Annotated in this window: 15 protein-coding genes; 9 read left to right on the top strand and 6 right to left on the bottom strand. The window is 72.0% G+C overall.

The annotated features are described in order from the left end of the window. The first annotated feature begins 57 nt into the window (after positions 1–57). The 7 genes from ACT80S_RS06995 (at position 58) to ACT80S_RS06965 (ending at position 6197) form a co-directional block, all read left to right on the top strand. Entirely contained in the window at positions 58–816 is a 759-nt protein-coding gene (locus ACT80S_RS06995; RefSeq protein WP_377414340.1) for an IclR family transcriptional regulator domain-containing protein, read from the top strand. A 140-nt stretch (positions 817–956) separates the two neighbouring features. Further along, positions 957–1598 carry a peroxiredoxin gene (locus tag ACT80S_RS06990; RefSeq protein WP_377414338.1) on the top strand — a complete coding sequence of 214 codons (642 nt, stop codon included), beginning with the start codon at positions 957–959 and terminating at the stop codon, positions 1596–1598. A 21-nt stretch (positions 1599–1619) separates the two neighbouring features. Continuing rightward, a complete protein-coding gene (locus ACT80S_RS06985) occupies positions 1620–2615 on the top strand; it encodes a sulfate ABC transporter substrate-binding protein (protein ID WP_377414336.1) in 996 nt (331 codons plus the stop codon). 4 nt (positions 2616–2619) lie between these two features. After that, positions 2620–3465: a sulfate ABC transporter permease subunit CysT gene (cysT, locus tag ACT80S_RS06980; RefSeq protein WP_377414334.1), complete on the top strand. Its 846-nt coding sequence runs from the start codon at positions 2620–2622 to the stop codon at positions 3463–3465. A gap of 85 nt (positions 3466–3550) precedes the next feature. Beyond that, the gene (gene cysW, locus ACT80S_RS06975) at positions 3551–4438 is read left to right on the top strand and encodes a sulfate ABC transporter permease subunit CysW (RefSeq protein WP_377414331.1); all 888 of its coding nucleotides are present in this window, start codon (positions 3551–3553) and stop codon (positions 4436–4438) included. Positions 4439–4520: 82 nt separating this feature from the next. Next, the gene (locus tag ACT80S_RS06970) at positions 4521–5621 is read left to right on the top strand and encodes a sulfate/molybdate ABC transporter ATP-binding protein (protein ID WP_377414328.1); all 1101 of its coding nucleotides are present in this window, start codon (positions 4521–4523) and stop codon (positions 5619–5621) included. 69 nt (positions 5622–5690) lie between these two features. Then, positions 5691–6197, top strand: coding sequence for a disulfide bond formation protein B (locus ACT80S_RS06965; protein WP_377414555.1), 507 nt, complete (start codon positions 5691–5693; stop codon positions 6195–6197). A gap of 267 nt (positions 6198–6464) precedes the next feature. On the opposite strand, the gene ACT80S_RS06960 is transcribed toward ACT80S_RS06965, so the two are convergent. The 5 genes from ACT80S_RS06960 to argA all read right to left on the bottom strand — a co-directional run bounded on the left by ACT80S_RS06960 (position 6465) and on the right by argA (position 14240). Continuing rightward, positions 6465–9998 (bottom strand): hypothetical protein, encoded by a 3534-nt coding sequence (locus ACT80S_RS06960; protein ID WP_377414326.1) that lies wholly within the window; start codon positions 9996–9998, stop codon positions 6465–6467. A 101-nt stretch (positions 9999–10099) separates the two neighbouring features. Then, on the bottom strand, positions 10100–11467 hold the full coding sequence (locus ACT80S_RS06955) for an erythromycin esterase family protein (RefSeq protein WP_377414324.1): 1368 nt from the start codon (positions 11465–11467) through the stop codon (positions 10100–10102). A gap of 22 nt (positions 11468–11489) precedes the next feature. Continuing rightward, positions 11490–12158 carry a phosphoribosyltransferase gene (locus tag ACT80S_RS06950; protein WP_377414322.1) on the bottom strand — a complete coding sequence of 223 codons (669 nt, stop codon included), beginning with the start codon at positions 12156–12158 and terminating at the stop codon, positions 11490–11492. Then, entirely contained in the window at positions 12155–12829 is a 675-nt protein-coding gene (locus tag ACT80S_RS06945) for a dienelactone hydrolase family protein (RefSeq protein ID WP_377414320.1), read from the bottom strand. The genes ACT80S_RS06950 and ACT80S_RS06945 overlap by 4 nt, the downstream gene beginning before the upstream one ends. 61 nt (positions 12830–12890) lie before the next feature. Next, positions 12891–14240, bottom strand: coding sequence for an amino-acid N-acetyltransferase (gene argA / locus ACT80S_RS06940; protein ID WP_377414317.1), 1350 nt, complete (start codon positions 14238–14240; stop codon positions 12891–12893). Positions 14241–14409: 169 nt separating this feature from the next. Here argA and hrpA point away from each other — a divergent pair, with 169 nt between their 5' ends. Together hrpA and def are read left to right on the top strand one after the other, a co-directional pair. Further along, complete coding sequence (hrpA, locus tag ACT80S_RS06935; RefSeq protein ID WP_377414553.1) at positions 14410–18261, top strand: ATP-dependent RNA helicase HrpA; 3852 nt, start codon at positions 14410–14412, stop codon at positions 18259–18261. Positions 18262–18355: 94 nt separating this feature from the next. Continuing rightward, entirely contained in the window at positions 18356–18895 is a 540-nt protein-coding gene (gene def / locus ACT80S_RS06930; protein ID WP_377414314.1) for a peptide deformylase, read from the top strand. A 24-nt stretch (positions 18896–18919) separates the two neighbouring features. Here def and ACT80S_RS06925 read toward each other — a convergent pair whose 3' ends face one another. Further along, entirely contained in the window at positions 18920–19918 is a 999-nt protein-coding gene (locus ACT80S_RS06925) for a DnaJ C-terminal domain-containing protein (protein ID WP_377414311.1), read from the bottom strand. Positions 19919–19946 lie beyond the last annotated feature (28 nt).

The following is a 19946-nucleotide window of genomic DNA, read 5'->3' as shown; positions in this document are numbered from 1 at the left end:
TGTGCGATCATTGCCCCGTTTGCACGATGATCGTGCAAAGGACATGGAGGGCCGGGCATGGCGATCGCGAAGGCGGATTTCATCGAGGGCATCGCCCGGGGCATGGCGGTGCTGGAAAGCTTCGACACCGAGCGCCAGCGGCTCAACGCCACGCTGGCCGCCGAGCGCGCCGGCATCCCGCGGGCCGCGGCGCGCCGCCACCTGCTCACGCTGGCCCACCTGGGCTACCTCGAGACCGACGGCAGCCATTTCTGGCTGGCGCCCAAGGTGCTGCGCTTCTCCGGCAGCTACATGGCCTCGTCCCGCCTGCCGCGGGCCCTGCAGCCGACCCTGAACCGGCTGGCGGCGCAGACCGGCGAGTCCTTCTCGGCGGCGCTGCTGGACGACGACGAGGTGGTCATCGTCGCCCGGGGCGGGCCGACCCGGGTGCTGGCCTATGGCGTGCACCTGGGCGCGCGTCTGCCGGCCCATGCCACGTCCACCGGCCGGGTGCTGCTGGCGGCCCTGCCCAAGGCCCAGTTCACCGCCTGGCTCAAGGGCCGCTCCCTGGCCCGCCTGACCGCCCACACCGTGACCGAGCCCAAGGCCTTCCGCGCGGAGATCGAGGCGGTGCGGGCGCAGGACTTCAGCGAGGCGGCGCAGTCGCACGAACTCGGCGTCTACGCCCTGGCCGTGCCGCTGCGGGATGCCCGGGGCCGCACCGTCGCCGCGCTGAACGTGGTGGCCGGCGCCCAGCGCGCCGAGGGCGGGGCGCTGCGCCGCGACCTGCTGCCGGTGCTGCAGGACGCGGCCCGGGAGCTGCGGCCGCTGCTGTGAGGCCCGCGCGCGCAGGCAGCCCCCGAGCCTGGCGGGCGCCGCTTCATTCAATGCGCCGGATAAGCAAACAACGAGATGTTCGTTGGTCTTTCATAACCAAATCGCCACAATCCCGGGTCTTGATATACGAAAGGGAAGAAATGGCCACGCTTCGACTGGGCGACACCGCCCCGGACTTCGTCCAGGATTCGACCGAAGGCCCCATCCACTTCCACCCGTGGGCCGGTGATTCCTGGGTGGTGCTGTTCTCGCACCCCGCCGACTTCACCCCCGTGTGCACCACCGAGCTGGGCAGGACCGCGGCGCTGGCCGGCGAGTTCGCCCGCCGCGGCGCGAAGGCGCTGGCCCTGTCGATCGACCCGCTGGAGTCGCACAGCGCCTGGGTGAAGGACATCAACGAGACGCAGGGCGCCACCGTCAACTTCCCGATCCTGGCCGACGCCGACCGGAAGGTGGCCCTGCTGTATGACATGATCCACCCCAACTCGCTGGCCAATGCCACGGTGCGCAGCGTGTTCATCATCGACCCGAAGAAGGTCATTCGCGCCACCTTCACCTATCCTGCGTCCACCGGCCGCAACTTCGACGAAGTCCTGCGCGTGATCGACTCGCTGCAACTGACCGACAACCACAAGGTCGCCACGCCGGTGAACTGGCAGGATGGCGACGACGTGGTCATCGTCCCCAGCCTGCAGGACCCGGCCGAGATCGCCCAGCGCTTCCCGAGGGGCTACCGCACCGTCAAGCCCTACCTGCGCCTGACCCCGCAACCGAACAAGTGATATCGAGAGAGAGAGAACGCCATGAAGAAGCAACTGAAGACCCTCGTCGCGGCCCTGGCCTTCGCCGCCAGCGGCGCCGCCTTCGCGCAGCAGACCCTGCTGAACGTCTCCTACGACGTGGCCCGCGAGTTCTACAAGGACATCAACACCGCCTTCATCCCCGCCTACAAGAAGGCCACCGGCAAGGACGTGAAGGTCGACCAGGCCCATGGCGGCTCCTCCGCCCAGGCCCGCGCCGTGGCCGACGGCCTCGATGCCGACGTGGTCACCTTCAACACCACCACCGACATCGAGTTCCTCGCCGAAAAGGGCGTGGTCGCCAAGGACTGGGCGAAGAAATTCCCGAACAACGCCGCGCCGACCACGTCGACGATGCTGTTCCTGACCCGCAACGGCAACCCGAAGAACATCAAGGACTGGGAAGACCTGATCCGCCCCGACGTGAAGGTCGTGGTCGTCAACCCGAAGACCGGCGGCAACGGCCGCTACGCCTACCTGGCCGCCTGGGGCTACATCAAGAAGAAGGGCGGCTCCGACGCCCAGGCCGCCGAGTTCGTCGGCAAGCTGTTCAAGAACGTGCCGGTGCTGGCCCGCGGCGGCCGTGACGCCACCACCGCCTTCCTGCAACGCAACATCGGCGACGCGCTGATCACCTTCGAGTCCGAGGTCGTGTCCGTGGACAAGGAGTTCGGCGCCAACAAGGTGGACATCGTCTACCCGTCGATCAGCATCGTCGCCGAGAACCCGGTCGCCATCGTCGAGCGCACCGTGGCCAAGAAGGGCACCGGCGAGCTGGCCAAGGCCTACCTCGACTTCCTCTACTCCGAGGAAGGCCAGGAGATCGCCGCCAAGCACAACATCCGCCCGCGCAACGCCGCGGTCCTGAAGAAGTACGCGTCGGCCTTCAAGCCGATCCCCCTGTTCACCGTGCAGGAGCTGTTCGGCTCCCTGAGCGAGGCCCAGAAGGTGCACTTCAACGACGGCGGCCAGTTCGACAAGATCTACACCGTCAAGTAAGTCGATGGCCGCCACGCCCACGCCGGGCGGCACCCGCAAGGTGCTGCCCGGCTTCAATTTGACGCTCGGCTACACGCTGGTGTACCTGAGCCTGATCGTCCTCATTCCCCTTGCGGCCCTGGTCCTCAAGAGCCTCACGCTCTCGGGCGCCCAGTTCTGGGAGGCGGTGAGCTCGCCGCGCGTGATGGCGGCCTACAAGCTCACGTTCGGCGCCTCGCTGTTCGCCGCCGCGGTGAACGTGGTCTTCGGCCTGCTCGTGGCCTGGGTGCTGGTGCGCTACTCGTTCCCGGGCAAGCGCATCGTCGACGCCCTGGTGGACCTGCCGTTCGCGCTGCCCACCGCGGTGGCCGGCATCTCGCTGACCGCGCTGCTCGCCGGCAACGGGTGGGTGGGCCAGTACCTGGAGCCGCACGGCATCCAGCTGGCCTTCAACCCGAACGGCGTGGTGATCGCGCTGATCTTCATCGGCCTGCCCTTCGTGGTGCGCACCGTGCAGCCCGTGCTGGAGGACACCGAGCGCGAGCTCGAGGAGGCCGCCATGTCGCTGGGCGCCACCCGCTGGCAGACCTTCGCCAAGGTGATCTTCCCGGCCATCGCGCCGGCGCTGCTCACCGGCTTCGCCATGGCCTTCGCCCGCGCGCTGGGCGAGTACGGCTCCGTCATCTTCATCGCCGGCAACATGCCCATGGTCTCGGAAATCGTGCCCCTGATCATCATCGGCAAGCTGGAGCAGTACGACATCGCCGGCGCCACCGCGGTGGCCGTGGTCATGCTGCTCATGTCCTTCCTGATGCTGCTCGTGATCAACTCGCTGCAGTCCTGGCAGCGCAAACGCTCGGGGGGCGCATGAGAGCGCAGCGCAGGGCCGCCCCAAGCAAGCTCGCGCCCCCTCGGGGGGCAGCGCAGGACACGAAGTGCCAAGCGTGGGGGCAACCATGAGCCAGGGCAAGCACATCACCACCACCGAATCGGCCTGGGTGCGCTGGACGCTCACCGGGGTCGCGCTGGTCTTCATCGCGCTGTTCCTGCTGCTGCCGCTGGCGGCGGTCTTCACCGAGGCGCTGCGCAAGGGCTTCGGCGCCTACCTCGAGGGCCTGCGCGAGCCCGATGCCTGGGCCGCGATCAAGCTCACGCTGGTCACGGCCGCGATCTCGGTGCCGCTGAACCTGGTCTTCGGCGTCGCCGCGGCCTGGTGCATCGCCAAGTACGAGTTCAAGGGCAAGGCCTTCCTGACCACCCTGGTCGACCTGCCGTTCTCCATCTCCCCCGTCGTCGCCGGCCTGATGTACATGCTGGTCTTCGGCGCGCAGGGCTGGCTGGGGCCGTGGCTGGAGTCGCAGGGGATCAAGATCGTCTTCGCGGTGCCGGGCATCGTGCTGGCCACGGTCTTCGTGACCTTCCCCTTCATCGCGCGCGAGCTGATCCCGCTGATGCAGGCGCAGGGCAACGACGAGGAGCAGGCCGCGATCGTGCTGGGCGCCTCGGGCTGGCAGACCTTCTGGCATGTGACGCTCCCCAACATCAAGTGGGGCCTGATCTACGGCGTCATCCTGTGCAACGCGCGCGCCATGGGCGAGTTCGGCGCGGTGTCGGTGGTCTCCGGCCATATCCGCGGGCAGACCAACACCATGCCGCTGCACGTGGAGATCCTCTACAACGAGTACCAGTCGGTCGCGGCCTTCGCCGTGGCCTCCCTGCTCGCCCTGCTGGCCGTGGTCACCCTGGTGATCAAGTCGGTGGCCGAGTGGAAGCATGAACGAGAAATGAAGGCCGCGGCGGAACTGCCGCCGGAGCGGCCCGTCCTGACGCAGGAAGCAGCATGAACGCAGCGCAGAGCCGCCTCAAGCAAGTTCGCACCCCCTCGGGGGGCAGCGATGTACATGAAATGACGAGCGTGGGGGCCCAATGAGTATCGAGATCCGCAACGTCAGCAAGCAATTCGGCGACTTCCACGCCCTGCGCGACGTCTCCCTCCACATCGACTCCGGCGAGCTGGTCGCCCTGCTGGGCCCCTCGGGCTGCGGCAAGACCACGCTGCTTCGCATCATCGCGGGCCTGGAGTCGGCGGGGCAGGGCAGCATCCTGTTCTCCGGCGAGGACACCACCGACGTGCACGTGCGCGATCGCCAGGTCGGCTTCGTGTTCCAGCACTACGCGCTGTTCCGGCACATGTCGGTGTTCGAGAACGTGGCCTTCGGCCTGCGCGTCAAGCCGCGCCACCTGCGCCCCAGCGAGGCGCAGATCAAGGCCAAGGTGATGGAGCTGCTGAAGCTGGTGCAGCTCGATTGGCTGGCCGACCGCTTCCCCTCGCAGCTCTCGGGCGGCCAGCGCCAGCGCATCGCGCTGGCCCGCGCCCTGGCGGTGGAGCCCAAGGTGCTGCTGCTCGACGAGCCCTTCGGCGCCCTCGATGCCAAGGTGCGCAAGGAGCTGCGCCGCTGGCTGCGCCGCCTGCATGACGAACTCCATGTGACCAGCATCTTCGTGACGCACGACCAGGAGGAGGCCCTCGAGGTGGCCGACCGCGTGGTGCTGATGAACGCCGGCAAGGTCGAACAGGTCGGCTCGCCGCAGGAGGTCTGGGACCACCCGGCCAGCCCCTTCGTCTACGGCTTCCTGGGCGACGTGAACATGTTCCATGGCCGCGCCCACCAGGGCGAGGTGCACCTGGAGGGCCTGCAGCTGGCCGCTCCCGAGCATGCCGACGCCGAGGACGCCAAGGCGCTGGCCTACGTGCGTCCGCACGACCTGGACGTGGTGCGCTATGTCCAGGGCGCCGGTCAGGATGACCAGGGTCGCAGCCGCGGCATCGTGGCCCGCCTGGACCGCGCCATCGTGGTCGGCCCCATCGCCCGCCTGGAGCTGGTGCCGGTGGACGGCGGCGATCGCGTGATCGAGGCGCAGATCCCCGCGCAGCAATTCCGCGAACAGGGCCTCCAGGAAGGCGAGACCCTGCTGGTCACGCCGCGGCGCGCGCGCGTGTTCGTGCAGCCGGGCGCGGGCATTTGAACTTCCGGCTGAACATCCGGATCACAATGGTCCCGTTTCCCACCGAGTGACTCCCTCCTGATGTTCTCCCTGATCGACCGCTTCCTCGCCGCCCCGCGCACCGTCCTCGCCGCCATCGCCATCGCCTGCGTCGCGCTGCTCGCCTTCGGGCTGTACCTGCAGCACGTGGTGGGCCTGGAGCCTTGCCCCATGTGCATCGTGCAGCGCTACGCCATGATCGGCGTGGGCGTGGTGTGCGGCCTCACCGCGCTCTCTCGCTCGCGCGGCGTGCAGGTGGCGGGCAGCGCGGTGGCCTTGCTGTTCGCCGGCGGCGGCGCCTTCACCGCGGCGCGGCAAAGCTGGCTGCAGTGGTACCCGCCCGAGATCGCCTCCTGCGGGCGCGACTTCTACGGGATGATCGAGAACTTCCCGATCAGCCGCTCCATCCCGATGATCTTCCGCGGCAGCGGCGACTGCTCCGCGATCGACTGGACCTTCCTGGGCGGCACCATCGCGAACTGGTCGTTCGCGTGGTTCGTGGCCTTCGCCATCGCGCTGGTGGCGGTGGTGGTTCGGCGCGGCGGCCGGCGCGCCTAGGGTGTGTCATCGAATTCCCCGGGCCCGCGTTGGGGCGCAATCGGGATGGATTGCGCACCGACGGAGCGCGGCATGGGCTGATGCCCATGCAAGCGACGAGGCGTGCAAGACGCCCGATTTCGCCCCAACCCGAAGGGCTCCTGCCTTGGCGGGCGGTGCGCTGCGTTGCAAAACCGGGCAAGGCGTACAGCCTTACCCTGGGTTTTGCGCCTTGCGCCCCATCCCGCCACCGCAGGAGCGCGGGCCCGGGGAATCCGATGACACACCCTAGCCCGGGGCTGCATCCGGCCAGGACTTGCCGTCCTTTCCGGCCAGGGCTTCGATGGCCTCCCGGCGGAGGTTCGGGTTCACCCGAGCGTCCCGGCGGAGGGCGATCCGGATCAGGTCGCGCAGGGTGTCGCGCTCGCCCGGCTCCTTGAAACGCGCCAGGACGTCCTGGAAGGGTTTCAGCAGGGCGCGACCCCTCCCAGGTTCCGCATTCCGCATCTGCGCGGCCACCAACCGCGTGAGTGCGTCGTAGTACGGACGGTCGCTCACGGGGCGCGGGCCGAGGCGGGGCAGCAGGCTCCTCAGCACGGCCTGGGCCACCGGGGTCGGCAGCGGGCGCTGCGCCAGCGCTGCCATTGCCTCGAGGGCTTGGTCACGCGCGCCATCGCCGGAAAGGTTCGGTGGCTCGGCCGTCCCGTGGACGAGCCCGCACGCGAGGTCCTGCAGCAGGGCGTCCGGCAGCTGGCGGTGGGCCTCGTCCAGGGCCGCCAGCAGGCGGGAGCGGACCCAGGGGTCCCGGCCGGCCAGGCGGGCGACCGCGCGCAGGTCCCTGGTGATTGCGTCGCCCGGCGTGACGCGGTATTGCTTCATCCAGGCCACCAGGTCGCCCACCTCCAGGGTGCGCAGGTCGTCCTCCGTGGGCGCCGGCGCAGGGGCCATGCCCGCGGTCTGCGTCCTGACGGGCGCCTGCCGCTGGTAGGCGGGCAGGGTCGGCTCGACGCCCGGCTGCCCCATCGCGGTCCTCAGGGCCTCCGCGCTCTTGGCCAGGCGCCCGGCCAGCGGCGCCAGGGCGGGTGTCAAGGCAGGATGCCGCGTCAAGGTGTCCAGCAGCTGCCCGCGCATTGCCTCGAACGCCGCCACCGCCCGCAGCGCGGGCTCGGGCCCCTCCTCGTCGGGTGCCAGTTGCTGCGTTCCCTTCTGGAGGCGCGTGGCGGCGAAGCGCTCGTCGGCCAGGTTGTGGATGTCTTGCAGCATGTGAAGTTCATGCAGGGCGTCCCGACCCTGCGGCCCGCCCGCGGCGGGCGTCACCTGCGAGGACACGAAGGCGTCCAGCGCGAGGCGGTGGACATCCTGCAGGTCGACGCTGCCCCAATCGGCGGGCACCGCGGCGAACAGCGCGCCGGCCAGTTCGGCCTTGAGCGCCGGCGAGGCCAGGGGTTCGGGCAGCGCCGCCAGGTTCCTGAACGTGGCCTCCACGCCGGGCAGGTTCTTCGGCTTCACGCCGAAGGCCAGGCGGATCCAGGCTTCTCCCAGGGCGTCGCCGGGCTGCGGGCCAGGTGCCGGCTCGCCGGCGGGTTCGTCGTCCAGTCCGCCGGGAGGTCGGCCCAGCGCCGTTGGCGTCATTGCCGCCATCGCGCCGGCATCGCGGGCCAGGGCCCAGCCCTGCTCGAAGGCCTTGGCCAGGGCGGGCGCGCCGTCCACCAGCCCGGCGGTGGCGTCCTGCAGCGCCCGCAGCCGTGCGGCCGGGCGCTCACCCGAGACCTGCGGGCTGGCGTCGTCGGCGTAGGCCCGGCCGACGGCGGCCACCATGGCGGCGACTTCGTGCGGCGGCAGCCGGTGGCCCATCTCCCGGACATGCGCCAGCAGGGCCTCGCAACGCGCCAGCGTCGGCTCGATGTAGGCGAGCCGGGTCTGCGCCGGCCAGTACTGGACGACGGACGTGGCGAGCGACTGCAGGACGGCGGCGTGGGTGAAGGGCGGCGCGGCGCCGGGCGGCAGCGCCGCCAGCGCGTCGAGCAGCCGCAGGTCGTGGCGGCGCAGCACGTCGCCGGGGAGGCGTCCGTCAAGGAACGCCTTCGGATCCTCCTGGCCCACCGCCCCCCGGTCCTGGGAGTCCAGGTTCCCCGTGGCCATCCCGGTCTGGAGGCCTTCGAGGGCGGCGCGCAGCGCGGGCTGGCCGGCCCGGGCGGCCTGCCCGATGAGGCCGTCGCACAGGGCATCCAGGGCCGCGCCGGGATCGAATTCCGCTACCGGTGGGGACGGGTCCTTGAGCGTCGCGCGCAAGTCGTCCCTCTGGCGGCTGGACAGCGCCGCAGCGAAGCGCTCGGCGATGGTCCGCGCCCGCTCGGGCGGCAGGCCGGGCAGGGCGGCGGTGAACCGCGCCAGCAGGGCCTGCACCGCGGCCTGCGCGCCGGGCTGGCGCAGCGTGAACTCCATCAGCCGCGTGGCCAGCAAGGCGACGTCCGGGGTCGCCTGCGGCTCGTCGGCTGCGAGCAGGGGGCGCCGTGCGTCGTAGACCGGGACGCGCAGCAGCCGGTCGATGAAGGGCGCCAGGGCCTCCGGCGGCGGCGGCTCCCGGCCCGGGCTTTCCCGGTCCAGCAGGCTGAGCGCAGGCTCCAGCGAGGTGAAGTCCAGGAACCCGGCCAGCCGGGTGACGATGTCCGCCAGCACGCCGGCCCCTGCCGTGGCCGGCAGCTGGCGGAGGCAGGCCTCCGGCTTGTCGGTCGCGTCGCGCGGAGCCATCGCCTGGCGCAGGGCCCCGTCGTCACCGAGGTCGAGGAACAGGCGGGCCAGACCGGCGCGCCAGGCATTCGGGTCGCGGGGCACGCGCGCCTCCAGGCGGCCGATGACGGCTGCAAGCGTCTCGGGATCTTCCAGCGGGACGCCGGCGCGGCGCAGGGCCTGGGCCGCGCCGCACAGGGCCTCCGGCGCGCCGAGGTGCGGGGCCAGGAAGGCTTCTGCCGCGGCCAGGCGCGACGGGGCGAGCGTGATGAGCCCGGCCAGCTCGTCGTCCGAGAGGGCCGAGGCCGGGGCGGCGGCCCGGTCGGCACGCGCCTGCCGCAGCAGCTCGCCGACATGGCGCGACTCCGGGGCGCTCCAGGCGGGCATGGCGCACAGCAGCGCGAGCTCCTGGACGATGCTCCGGCAGCGGGGCGCCAGGGCGACGCAGCGCGTCGCGTTCAATCCCGTGGCCTCGAGCGCCAGCATTTCCAGAGCCTTCAGGTGGCCGGCCGGGTCCTTGCGCTCTCCAGGGGGAAGGGCGACCAGGGCTTCGCGCATCGCCCGGGCGGCCGCCTGCCGGGCGGGCGGGGCATCGCCGGCAGCCTGCATGAGCAGGGCGGCGGCCAGCTGGGGATCGGGCGCCTTGGCGAGATGGCCGGCCACCTCGGCCAGCGTGAGGACCGCGCGTCCCGCAGCCACGGCCTCGCCGTCGCCACCGGGGCGCCGCGTCCCCAGTGCTTCCCGCAGGTGCCCCGCGAGTGCGGCGGTCGCGGCCGGGGCCCAGGCCGCGAGGGTGCAGACCAGCCTCAACTGCTCTGACACGATCGCGGCCGCCCTGGTCTGCGCGGCGTCGCGCGCGGTGGACGGGTGCACAGCGACGGGCCGATTGCGCAACGGGGCCCTCGCCGCGTTGCCGCCCGGGTCCCCGGCGGGGCGAGCCGGCCGGGGCGAACCTGCCGGGGGCGCGGTCCGCTGGCCCAGGACGGTGTCGTAAGTCGCCTGCGGCCCGCTCTTGGTCTCGGACCGGGGCGCCCGGGTGCGGAAGTCCTCGGCGGACAGGTGGGCAGGACCCGGGCGGGCAGGGATCGTCATGGTGGACTCCGGTCAGGCAGTTCCCGGCTGCGTAACCGCGCGTCAGGCATGGTTCAGCTTTTCGCCGGGCCGGCGTTACGCCGGGGAGGGTCCCGGCGGGGTCAAAGCCCGGACGGATAGGTCTCCGGAGGCTCCGTCCCCGAGACCCAGCCCGACGCGGGTTCGAGCGGCTCGAGCGCCCGGGTCTGGTCGATGTGCACCAGCGCGTCGAATTGCGCCGGCAGCCGGGCGTCGAAGTAGTGGCTGGCCCGCTCCGAGCTGGGGAGGTAGACGACGCCGATGGCGCGCTGCAGCCGCCGGTGGTCCAGCAGCGCCTCGAGCGGCGGGTGGCCCCGCAGCGGCAGCCAGAACTGCGGCTCCCGCAGCACGTGGGCCGTCTCGTGGCCCAGGGCCTCGCAACTCCCGGGCAGGCCCTCGCGCACGCGCCGGCGGTGGGCCGGCTCGTCCCAGGCCGCGGCCGCCGTCACCGTGCCGCAGAAGGTGGTCATGCCGACCGACATCACCTCCGCGCCCCAGCGCTCGCGCGCCAGCTGCCCCACGTTCCACTCGCCCTGCAGGCCCATCTGGGTGGCCCGGGCATCGCCCAGGTGCGAGTTGTGCGCCCAGACCACCAGGCGCGGCGACGGCCCGCCCTCGGTGGCCAGGTGCCGTTCCACCGCCTGCAGGGTCTCGGCCATGTGGCTGTCCCTCAGGTTCCAGGAGGAGGCCCGGCGGTGGAACATGGTGCGGTAGTAGGCCTCGGCATTGCGCACCAGGCGGGCGTTCTGCTGCGCGTGGAAGGCCTCTTCGCGGGCCGCGGAGGCCCCGTACCCGTGGGCGGCCAGGTGCCGGTTCAACTCGCGCAGCTGGTCGACCACCTCGTCCTCGCAGCTCGGGCGCAGCCCGATGCTGGCGCCATAGCCGTAGGCCTCGGAGTCGCCGCCCTGGTGGTCGAAGCAGGCATAGCGCGCACGGGCGCGCCGGGCGGCCTCGGGGTCGGTGCGGTCCAGGTAGGCCAGCACCGCCTGGATCGAGCGGTGCAGGCTGTACAGGTCCATGCCGTAGAAGCCGGCCTGCTGCCGGTGCGGGTGGGTGGCGTTGTGCAGGTGCAGCCATTCGACGAACTCCCGCACCACGGTGTTGCGCCACATCCAGGCCGGGAATCGCTCGAAGCCGGCGAGCGCCTCGGCGGCGTCGCCGTCCTCGCTCACGCCGCGCACGTAGCGGTTGACGCGCCAGGCGTCGGGCCAGTCCGCCTCCGCGACGACGGCCGTGAAGCCGTGTTCGACGATGAGCCGCCGGGTCAGCGCCGCGCGCAGCGCGTAGAACTCGTGCGTGCCGTGCGTGGCCTCCCCGAGCAGCACGATGCGCCCCTGGGCGATGAAATCGAGCAGGGCGTCCTCGTCGGCGGGCCGCGCCAGGGGGCGCGCATGGGGCGCGATCGCATCGGGCAGGTCGGCCTCGGGGGGGCGCAGGCGCGGCGCGTTCATGGCGGCCCCTCGCGTCGCGGCCTCAGGGCCGGGGCGCCGGTCGCGGGGCCTCGGCCAGCAGGGCGCGGACCTCGTCGTCCTCGCACTGCGGGAATTCGCGGTAGAAGCGGCTCACCGCGTCGAAGGGCTCCGGGGTGGCGCTGAACACCGCCCGGTCCGCCCAGGGCGCGAGCCGCCGCGCCGCGGCGGCCGAGGCCAGCGGCGCGGCGACCACCAGCTCGCGCGGGGCCAGCTGGCGCACGGCGCGCGCCGCCACCTCGAGCGAGGCGCCGGTGGCCACGCCGTCGTCGACCAGGACCACGGTGCGGCCCGCCACCTCCAGCGGCGGCCGGCCGCCGCGGTAGGCGCGCTCGCGGCGCGCGAGCTCCGCGGTCTCCTCGCGGATCACGGCCTCGACCCGGGCGCGCTGCGCCGCCCCGGCCGGCAGGGAATCCAGCACCTGCAGGCCGCCGCTGGCGATGGCGCCCAGCGCGTACTCGGGATGGCCCGGCATGCCGATCTTGCGCACCACGAAGACGTCGAGCGGCGCCTGCAGCGCCCGCGCCACCTCCCAGGCCACCGGCACGCCGCCGCGCGGCAGGGCCAGCACCAGCAGGCCGGGCGCGTCCCGCAGGAAGGCCAGGTCGGCGGCGAGCGCGCGGCCGGCCTCGCGGCGGTCCGCGAAGGGCAGGCGCCGGCCCGCCGGGGTCATCCCGCCTCCGCCAGGGCCGGCAGGTGGGCGGCGAACCAGTCGGCCGCCATCTCGGCGGCGTGGGCCAGCACGCCGGGCTGGTCCAGCAGCGCGCCGCCGCCGGGGACCACCGCCAGGCTGCGCTCGCAGCGCAGGTGCTGGTAGGCGGCATCGTGGCTGGCGACGGCCTCGGCGTCCCGGCTGCCCGCCAGCAGCAGGGTGGGCGCGCGGATCGAGGCCAGGGCCGAGGGCCCGGCCTGGTCGGCCCGCCCGCCCAGGGCGACCACCGCGCCCACCTGGGTGCCGAGCCGGCCGGCGGCGATCAGGGCGGCGGCGCTGCCCGCGCCCAGGCCGCACAGGGCCAGGGTGGTGCCCTGGAGGGCCGGGTCGGCGGCGAGCCAGGTGATGGCCTCGAGGATGCGGTGGGTCAGGCGGGGAAGGTCGGGGCCGTGGTGGCCGGGGTGGGGCGGCGCCTGCTGCTCGCTGCAGGTGAGGAGGTCCAGCATCAGGCTGCCGATGCCGTGGCCGGCCAGGTGCCGGGCCACCGCCCGGTCCTCGGGGGCGTGGCGGCCCAGGCCGTGGCCGTCGACGAAGACCACCGCGGCATGGGCGCCGGGGGGCAGGCACAGGTCGCCGAGCAGGGTGCCTTCGGCCAGGGGAATGCGCACTTCGCGCGCGTGCAGGGTCTCCATGGGGCCACCTCCGGGCCGCATGATGGGCTGGCCCCCGCGCGCTGTCTGTAAGACGTTGCCGTCAGGACAGCTTTTTCACGAACACCATGCTGCGGCGGTCCCAGTTGTACTTGCGCTTGCGCGCCTCGGGCAGCCAGTCGGGGTCGACCTGCACGAAGCCGCGGCGCAGGAACCAGTGCATGGTGCGCGTGGTCAGCACGAAGATGCTGTCCAGGCCCATGGCCCGGGCGCGCTGCTCGACGCGCTTGAGGATCTTCTCGCCGTCGCCCTGGCCCTGGCTCTGGGGCGAGACGGTGAGCGCCGCCATCTCGGCGGTGCGGGCCTCGGGGTAGGGATAGAGCGCGGCGCAGGCGAAGATCACGCCGTCGTGCTCGATGATGGTGTAGTTGGCGACGTCGCGCTCGATCTCGGTGCGGCTTCGCTTGACCAGGGTGCCATCGCGCTCGAAGGGCTCGATCAGCTGCAGGATGCCGCCGACGTCGTCGGGCGTGGCCTCGCGCAGCTCCTCGAGCTTCTCGTCGATCACCATGGTGCCGATGCCGTCGTGCACGTAGACCTCCAGCAGCAGCGAGCCGTCCACCGCGAAGGGGATGATGTGGCTGCGTTCCACGCCGGCCTTGCAGGCCTTCACGCAGTGCTGCAGGTAGAAGGCGATGTCGGTGGGCTGCTGCGCTTCGGGCACGCGCGCCAGGATCTGTTCGGCGGTGGCCAGGGGCAGCTCGGTGTCGATCGGGTTGTCCTCGGACTCGGGCTCGCCGGGCTTCATGCGGATGCCGGGCACCTCGGACAGGAAGATCAGCTTGTCCGCCTGCAGCGCGGTGGCCACGCTGGTCGCGACCTCCTCCATGGTGAGGTTGAAGGCCTCGCCGGTGGGCGAGAAGCCGAAGGGGGAGAGCAGCACCATGCTGCCGGCGTCGAGGGTGCGGCTGATGCCGGCGACGTCGACCTTGCGCACCAGGCCGGAATGCTGGAAGTCCACGCCGTCGACGATGCCCACCGGGCGGGCGGTGATGAAGTTGCCGGAGATCACGCGGACCGTGGAGCCGGCCATGGGGGTGTTGGGCAGGCCCTGCGAGAAGGCGGCCTCGATCTCGTAGCGCAGCTGGCCGGCGGCTTCCTGGGCGCAGTCGAGGGCCACCTCGTCGGTGATGCGCAGGCCGTGCGAGTACTTGGCCGGGTGGCCCTTGAGCCGCAGCTGCTCGTTCACCTGGGGACGGAAGCCGTGCACCAGGACCACCTTCACGCCCATGCTCTGAATGAGCGCCAGGTCCTGGGCGATGTGCTGCAGCTTGCCGGCGGCGATGGCCTCGCCCGCCAGGCCGACCACGAAAGTCTTGCCCCGGTGCATGTGGATGTAGGGCGCCACCGAGCGGAACCAGGGCACGAAGGTGAAGTTGAAGACGGTGGACATCGCTGCGGTGGGTGGGATCAGCGGGAAAGTGTACGGGAAGGGCCCGGGAGCGCCCGCGGGGCGCTGGGATAATGGCGCGCCCTGCCTGCACCCCCGAGCCGCCTTGTCGTCCCCGCTTCGCATCACCTTCCCCGAATCCCTGCCGGTCTCCGCCAAGCGCGAGGAGATCATGGCCGCCGTGTCGGCGCACCAGGTGGTCATCGTCTGCGGCGAGACCGGCTCGGGCAAGACGACCCAGCTGCCCAAGATCGCCCTGGCCCTGGGGCGCGGCCGCCTGAACGCAGCCCCCGGCCAGCGCGGGCAGTTCATCGGCCACACCCAGCCGCGGCGGATCGCAGCCTCCAGCGTGGCCAAGCGCATCGCCGAGGAACTCGAGACGCCGCTCGGCGAGGTGGTGGGCTACAAGGTCCGCTTCCAGGACCGGCTCTCGCGCGACGCCTCGGTCAAGCTGATGACCGACGGCATCCTGCTGGCCGAGACCCAGACCGACCCGCTGCTCAAGGCCTACGACACCCTGATCATCGACGAGGCGCATGAACGCAGCCTCAACATCGACTTCCTCCTCGGCTACCTCAAGCAGATCCTGCCGCGCCGGCCCGACCTGAAGATCGTGGTCACCTCGGCCACCATCGACGCCGAGCGCTTCGCCCAGCATTTCGCCTCGGCCAAGGGCCCGGCGCCGGTGATCTACGTCTCGGGCCGCACCTTCCCGGTGGAACAGCGCTGGCGGCCCTTCGAGGAGACCCGCGAGCGCGGGCTGAACGAGGCCATCGCCGAGGCGGTGGACGAGCTGTGGACGGGGCACGCGGGCGGGGACATCCTGGTCTTCCTGCCCGGCGAGCGCGAGATCCGCGAGGCGGCGGACCACCTGCGCGGCCACCTCTCGCACAGCCCGCTCACGCGCGGCGCCGAGGTGCTGCCGCTGTTCTCGCGCCTGTCGCAGGCCGAGCAGGACCGCATCTTCGACAGCCACACCGGCCGGCGCATCGTGCTGGCCACCAACGTGGCCGAGACCTCGCTCACCGTGCCCGGCATCCGCTACGTGATCGACGCCGGCACGGCGCGGGTCAAGCGATACAGCTTCCGCAGCAAGGTCGAACAGCTGCTGGTGGAGCCGATCAGCCAGGCGGCCGCCAACCAGCGCGCCGGCCGCTGCGGCCGCGTGGCCAACGGCATCTGCATCCGCCTCTACGACGAGAAGGACTTCGCCGCCCGCCCGCGCTTCACCGACCCGGAGATCCTGCGCTCCTCGCTGGCCGGGGTGATCCTGCGCATGAAGTCGCTGGGCCTGGGCAATGTGGAGGACTTCCCCTTCCTCGAGGCGCCGCAGCGCCGGGCGATCACCGACGGCTACCAGCTCCTGGGCGAGCTGGGCGCGGTGGACGAGGCCAACGAGCTCACCCCCATGGGCCGCGAGCTCGCCCGCCTGCCGCTGGACCCGCGCGTGGGCCGCATGATCCTGGAGGCCCGCGAGCGCGGCGCGCTCGACGAGGTGCTGGTGGTGGCCTCGGCCCTGTCCGTGCAGGACGTGCGCGACCGCCCCCTGGAGGCGCAGGCCCAGGCCGACCAGCAGCATGCCAAGTTCGACGACGAGAAGAGCGAGTTCTCCGGCTACGTGAACCTCTGGCGCTGGATCCACGAGGCCCGCGGCGGCCATGGGGACACGCACAAGCTGTCCAACCGCCAGTACGAGCAGCTGCTGCGGCAGAACTTCATCAACATCCGCCGGGTGCGCGAGTGGCGCGACATCCACAGCCAGCTGCTCACGGTGGTGACCGAGCACAAGTGGCGGGTCAACACCCAGCCCGCCGACTACGAGGCGATCCACAAGTCCATGCTGGCCGGCCTGCTCGGGAACATCGGCTGGAAGATGGAGGACGGCGGCAACAACCCGGCCACCGGCGCGCGCGCCGGTACCCCGGGCGCGTCCTCCTCGGAGTACCTGGGCGCGCGCGGCATCAAGTTCCACCGCCATCCGGGAGCGCACCTGAAGAAGCGTCCCGGCCGCTGGATCGTGGTCGCGGAGCTGGTGGAGACCACCCGCCTGTTCGGCCGCGGCATCGCCAACATCGAGCCGCAGTGGATCGAGGAGGTGGCCGGCCACCTGCTGAAGAAGCAGCTGCTGGACCCGCACTGGGAGAAGAAGCAGGCCGAGGTGGTGGCGCTGGAGCGCGCCACGCTGTATGGCCTGGTGATCTACAGCGGCCGCCGCACGCCCTTCGCCCGGGTGGACCAGGCCGGCGCGCGCGAGATCTTCATCCGCGAGGGCCTGGTCGAGGGCCAGTGGGACACGAACCTGCCGTTCCTGGCCGCCAACCGCAAGCTGGTGAAGCAGGTCGAGGAGCTGGAGCACAAGTCGCGCCGCCAGGACGTGCTGGTGGACGACGAGCTGATCTTCGCCTTCTACGACCAGCAGCTGCCGGCCGATGTCTTCAACGGCCGCACCTTCGAGGGCTGGTACCGCACCGAGAGCCGCAAGAACCCGCAGCTGCTGAAGCTCACGCGCGACGAGCTGATGCGGCACGAGGCCGCGGGCATCACCACCCAGGCCTTCCCCAAGACGATCCGCCTGGGCGGCGTGGACTGCGCCACCGCCTTCCTGCACGAGCCGGGCGACGCGCGCGACGGCCTCACCGTCACCGTGCCCCTGTTCGTCCTGAACCAGGTCAGCGAGGAGCGCTGCGAGTGGCTGGTGCCGGGCATGCTGAAGGACAAGGTCCAGGCCCTGCTCAAGTCGCTGCCGCAGAAGCCGCGGGCGCGCTTCGTGCCGCTGCCCGAGTCGGCCGCCCGGCTGGCCGAGGAACTGTGCCGGCCCGAGGTGTTCGGCCACGGCGCACTGACCGACGTGCTCCTGAAGAAGGTGCGCGACGCCACCAGCCTCGACGTGAAGCGCACCGACTTCAAGCTGGACATGGTGCCGGCCCACCTGTTCATGAACCTGCGGGTGACGGACGAACATGGCCGCCAGCTCGGGATGGGGCGCAACCTCGGCGCGCTGAAGGCCGAGTGGGGCGCCAAGGCGCGCGGCGCCTTCCAGGCGCTGGCCTCGCTCAAGGCGCCGGCCGCCGCCCCCACGGGCGAGCCGGTGGCGGTGGCCGCGCCGTCGCCGGTGCGCGCCGAGCGGGTGGCCGCCGCCCGGGCCGCCGCGCCTGCCGCGCCGGCCCACGACGCGACCCAGCGCTACACCGCCTGGACCTTCGGCGAGCTGCCGGAGCTGATGGAGATCCGCAAGGGCGGCACCAGCCTGGTGGGCTTCCCCGCGCTGGTGGACCAGGGCGACGCGGTGACGCTGGAGGTCTTCGACGAGCCCGAGGTCGCCGCCGCGAAGCACCGGGCCGGCCTGCGCCGGCTCTTCGCGCTCCAGATCCGCGACGCGCTGAAGTACCTCGAGAAGAACATTCCCGACCTGCAGAAGATGGGCGTGGCCTACATGTCCCTGGGCACGGTCGAAGAGCTGCGCGCGCAGGTGATCGACCTCGCGCTGGACCGCGCCTTCCTGCTCGAGCCGCTGCCGGCCGACGAGGCCGCCTTCAGGCGCCGGGTGGAGGAGGGCCGCGGCCGCCTCACCCTGATCGCCAACGAGGTGGCGCGCCTGGCCGGCACCATCCTGGCCGAGTACGCCGCCGCCCTGCGCAAGATCAAGGACACCAAGAGCGCGCCCGAGGCCACGCAGGACGCCACGCAGCAGCTGCAGCGCCTGGTGGGCAAGCGGTTCCTGCACGACACGCCCTGGGCCTCGCTGCAGCACCTGCCTCGCTACCTCAAGGCCATCGTCCTGCGCCTGGACAAGTGGCGCGCGGACCCGGCGCGTGACGCCGCCCGGCTGACCGAGCTGAAGCCGCAGGAGCAGCGTTACTGGCGCCTGGTCGCCGAGCGCAAGGGCGCGGTGGACGACCGCATGCAGGAATTCCGCTGGCTGCTGGAGGAGCTGCGCGTGAGCTTCTTCGCGCAGGAGCTGCGCACGCCGCAGCCGGTGAGCGTGAAGCGTCTGGAAAAGGTGTGGTCCCAGCTGACAAGTTGAGGCCCTGCTGTCGGCGAAGGCTGGCATTGGCCCGCAGGGCACGTGATGCCGCAGCCCCAAATCCGGGCGCAGTTGGACAACTGAGAGGTTAGAGATGGCCGTTCGCGAGATCCTGAAGATGGGCGACCCCCGCCTGCTGCGCGTGGCGCAGCCGGTGACGGGGTTCGACACCGACGCCCTGCACCTGCTGGTGCTGGACATGGTCGACACCATGGCCGCCGCCAGCGGCGCCGGCCTGGCCGCGCCCCAGATCGGCGTCGACCTGCAGGTGGTGATCTTCGGCACCGACGCGCCGAACCCGCGCTACCCCGAGGCGCCGGTGGTGCCCCGCACGGTGCTGGTCAATCCGGTCATCACCCCGGTCGGCGACGAGGAGGAAGAGGGCTGGGAAGGCTGCCTCTCCGTGCCCGGCCTGCGCGGCGTGGTGCCCCGCTGGAAGCGCATTCGCTACACCGGCTTCGACCTCTTTGGCGACCCGATCGACCGCACGGTGGAGGGCTTCCACGCCCGGGTGGTGCAGCATGAGTGCGACCACCTGCTGGGGGTGCTGTACCCGATGCGGGTGAGGGACTTCCGCCGGTTCGGCTTCACCGAGGTGCTGTTCCCCGGGCTGGACGCGGGGCAGGACGACTGAGTCCGCGAAGGCCCGGCCGCCTCTTCAGTCCTGCTTCGCCGCCCAGGCCTTCACCCGCCGGTGCCATGCCGCCATGCGGTCTCCCGCCGGCGTGCCGGGCTTGCCGGTATTGGCGGCGACCAGCTTGTCGATGGCGGCTTCCTGCTTGGCGTCCAGTTCGTCGGGGAACTCCGGCACCACGGTGACGATGCAATCCCCGGCCGGCGCACCCGCCGTGACCGGCAGGCCCGCGCCCTTGATGCGGTAGCTGAGGGATCCGCGCTGCAGGCGCATCTGCCGCAGGCCATGGGGCGTGGGAACGTCGATCCAGCGGTTCGCCGTCCAGGCGAAGCCGTCCACCGGCAGCTCGCAGCGCACGGTGCCGTCGGCCTCGGCGGTGAACAGGTCGTGGGGCAGCACGCGCACCCGAAGACGCAGACGCACCGGCTGCCTGTGCCGCGGGCCCTGCACCTGGGCGAGCCGCTCGAAGCGGTCGCCGCTGCGCGCACCGGCCGGGACCTCGGCGCGGCACCGGTACTTGCGGGCCGGGGCCTGGCCGCTGCCCTCGCAGCAGGCGCAGGCGGCGTGCGTGGTGCCCTGGCCGCCGCAGTCGGCGCATTCGGCCTGGGTCGGCATCCACGCGAACCACAGGTGCTGGCGGACCTGGCCGGTGCCGCCGCAGGTGGCGCAGGCGGGCGGCGGTGACTGCAGTCCGCTGCCCTCGCAGGCGGCGCAGTCTTCCCGGACCTCGCCGCGCAATTCGCGCACGCAGCCGGTGACGACTTCCTCGAGGCTGATGCCGACCTCGTGCTCCACCACCGTCTCCGGCTCGGGCGGCGCAGGCGCCGCGTCCGCGGCCTCGGCCCGCGCCCGGCGGATCTCCTCCAGGGCACGGTTGATCCGCTGGGTCCGGGCCAGGGCCTGCGGGCTGTCGTTGCGGTCCGGGTGCCAGCGCGCGGCCAGCCGCCGCCATGCCGCCTTGACCTGCTCGTCGCTGGCGTCAGGCGCGAGACCGAGCTCCTCGTAGCACTCGTCGACGTTCAAGGGGTTCTCCGGGCGATATTGCTGCAGT

Source organism: Ramlibacter sp. MAHUQ-53 (assembly GCF_052600055.1).
The sequence above is the reverse complement of the archived record's forward strand: the minus strand, read 5'-3'. Positions and strand labels throughout refer to the sequence as shown.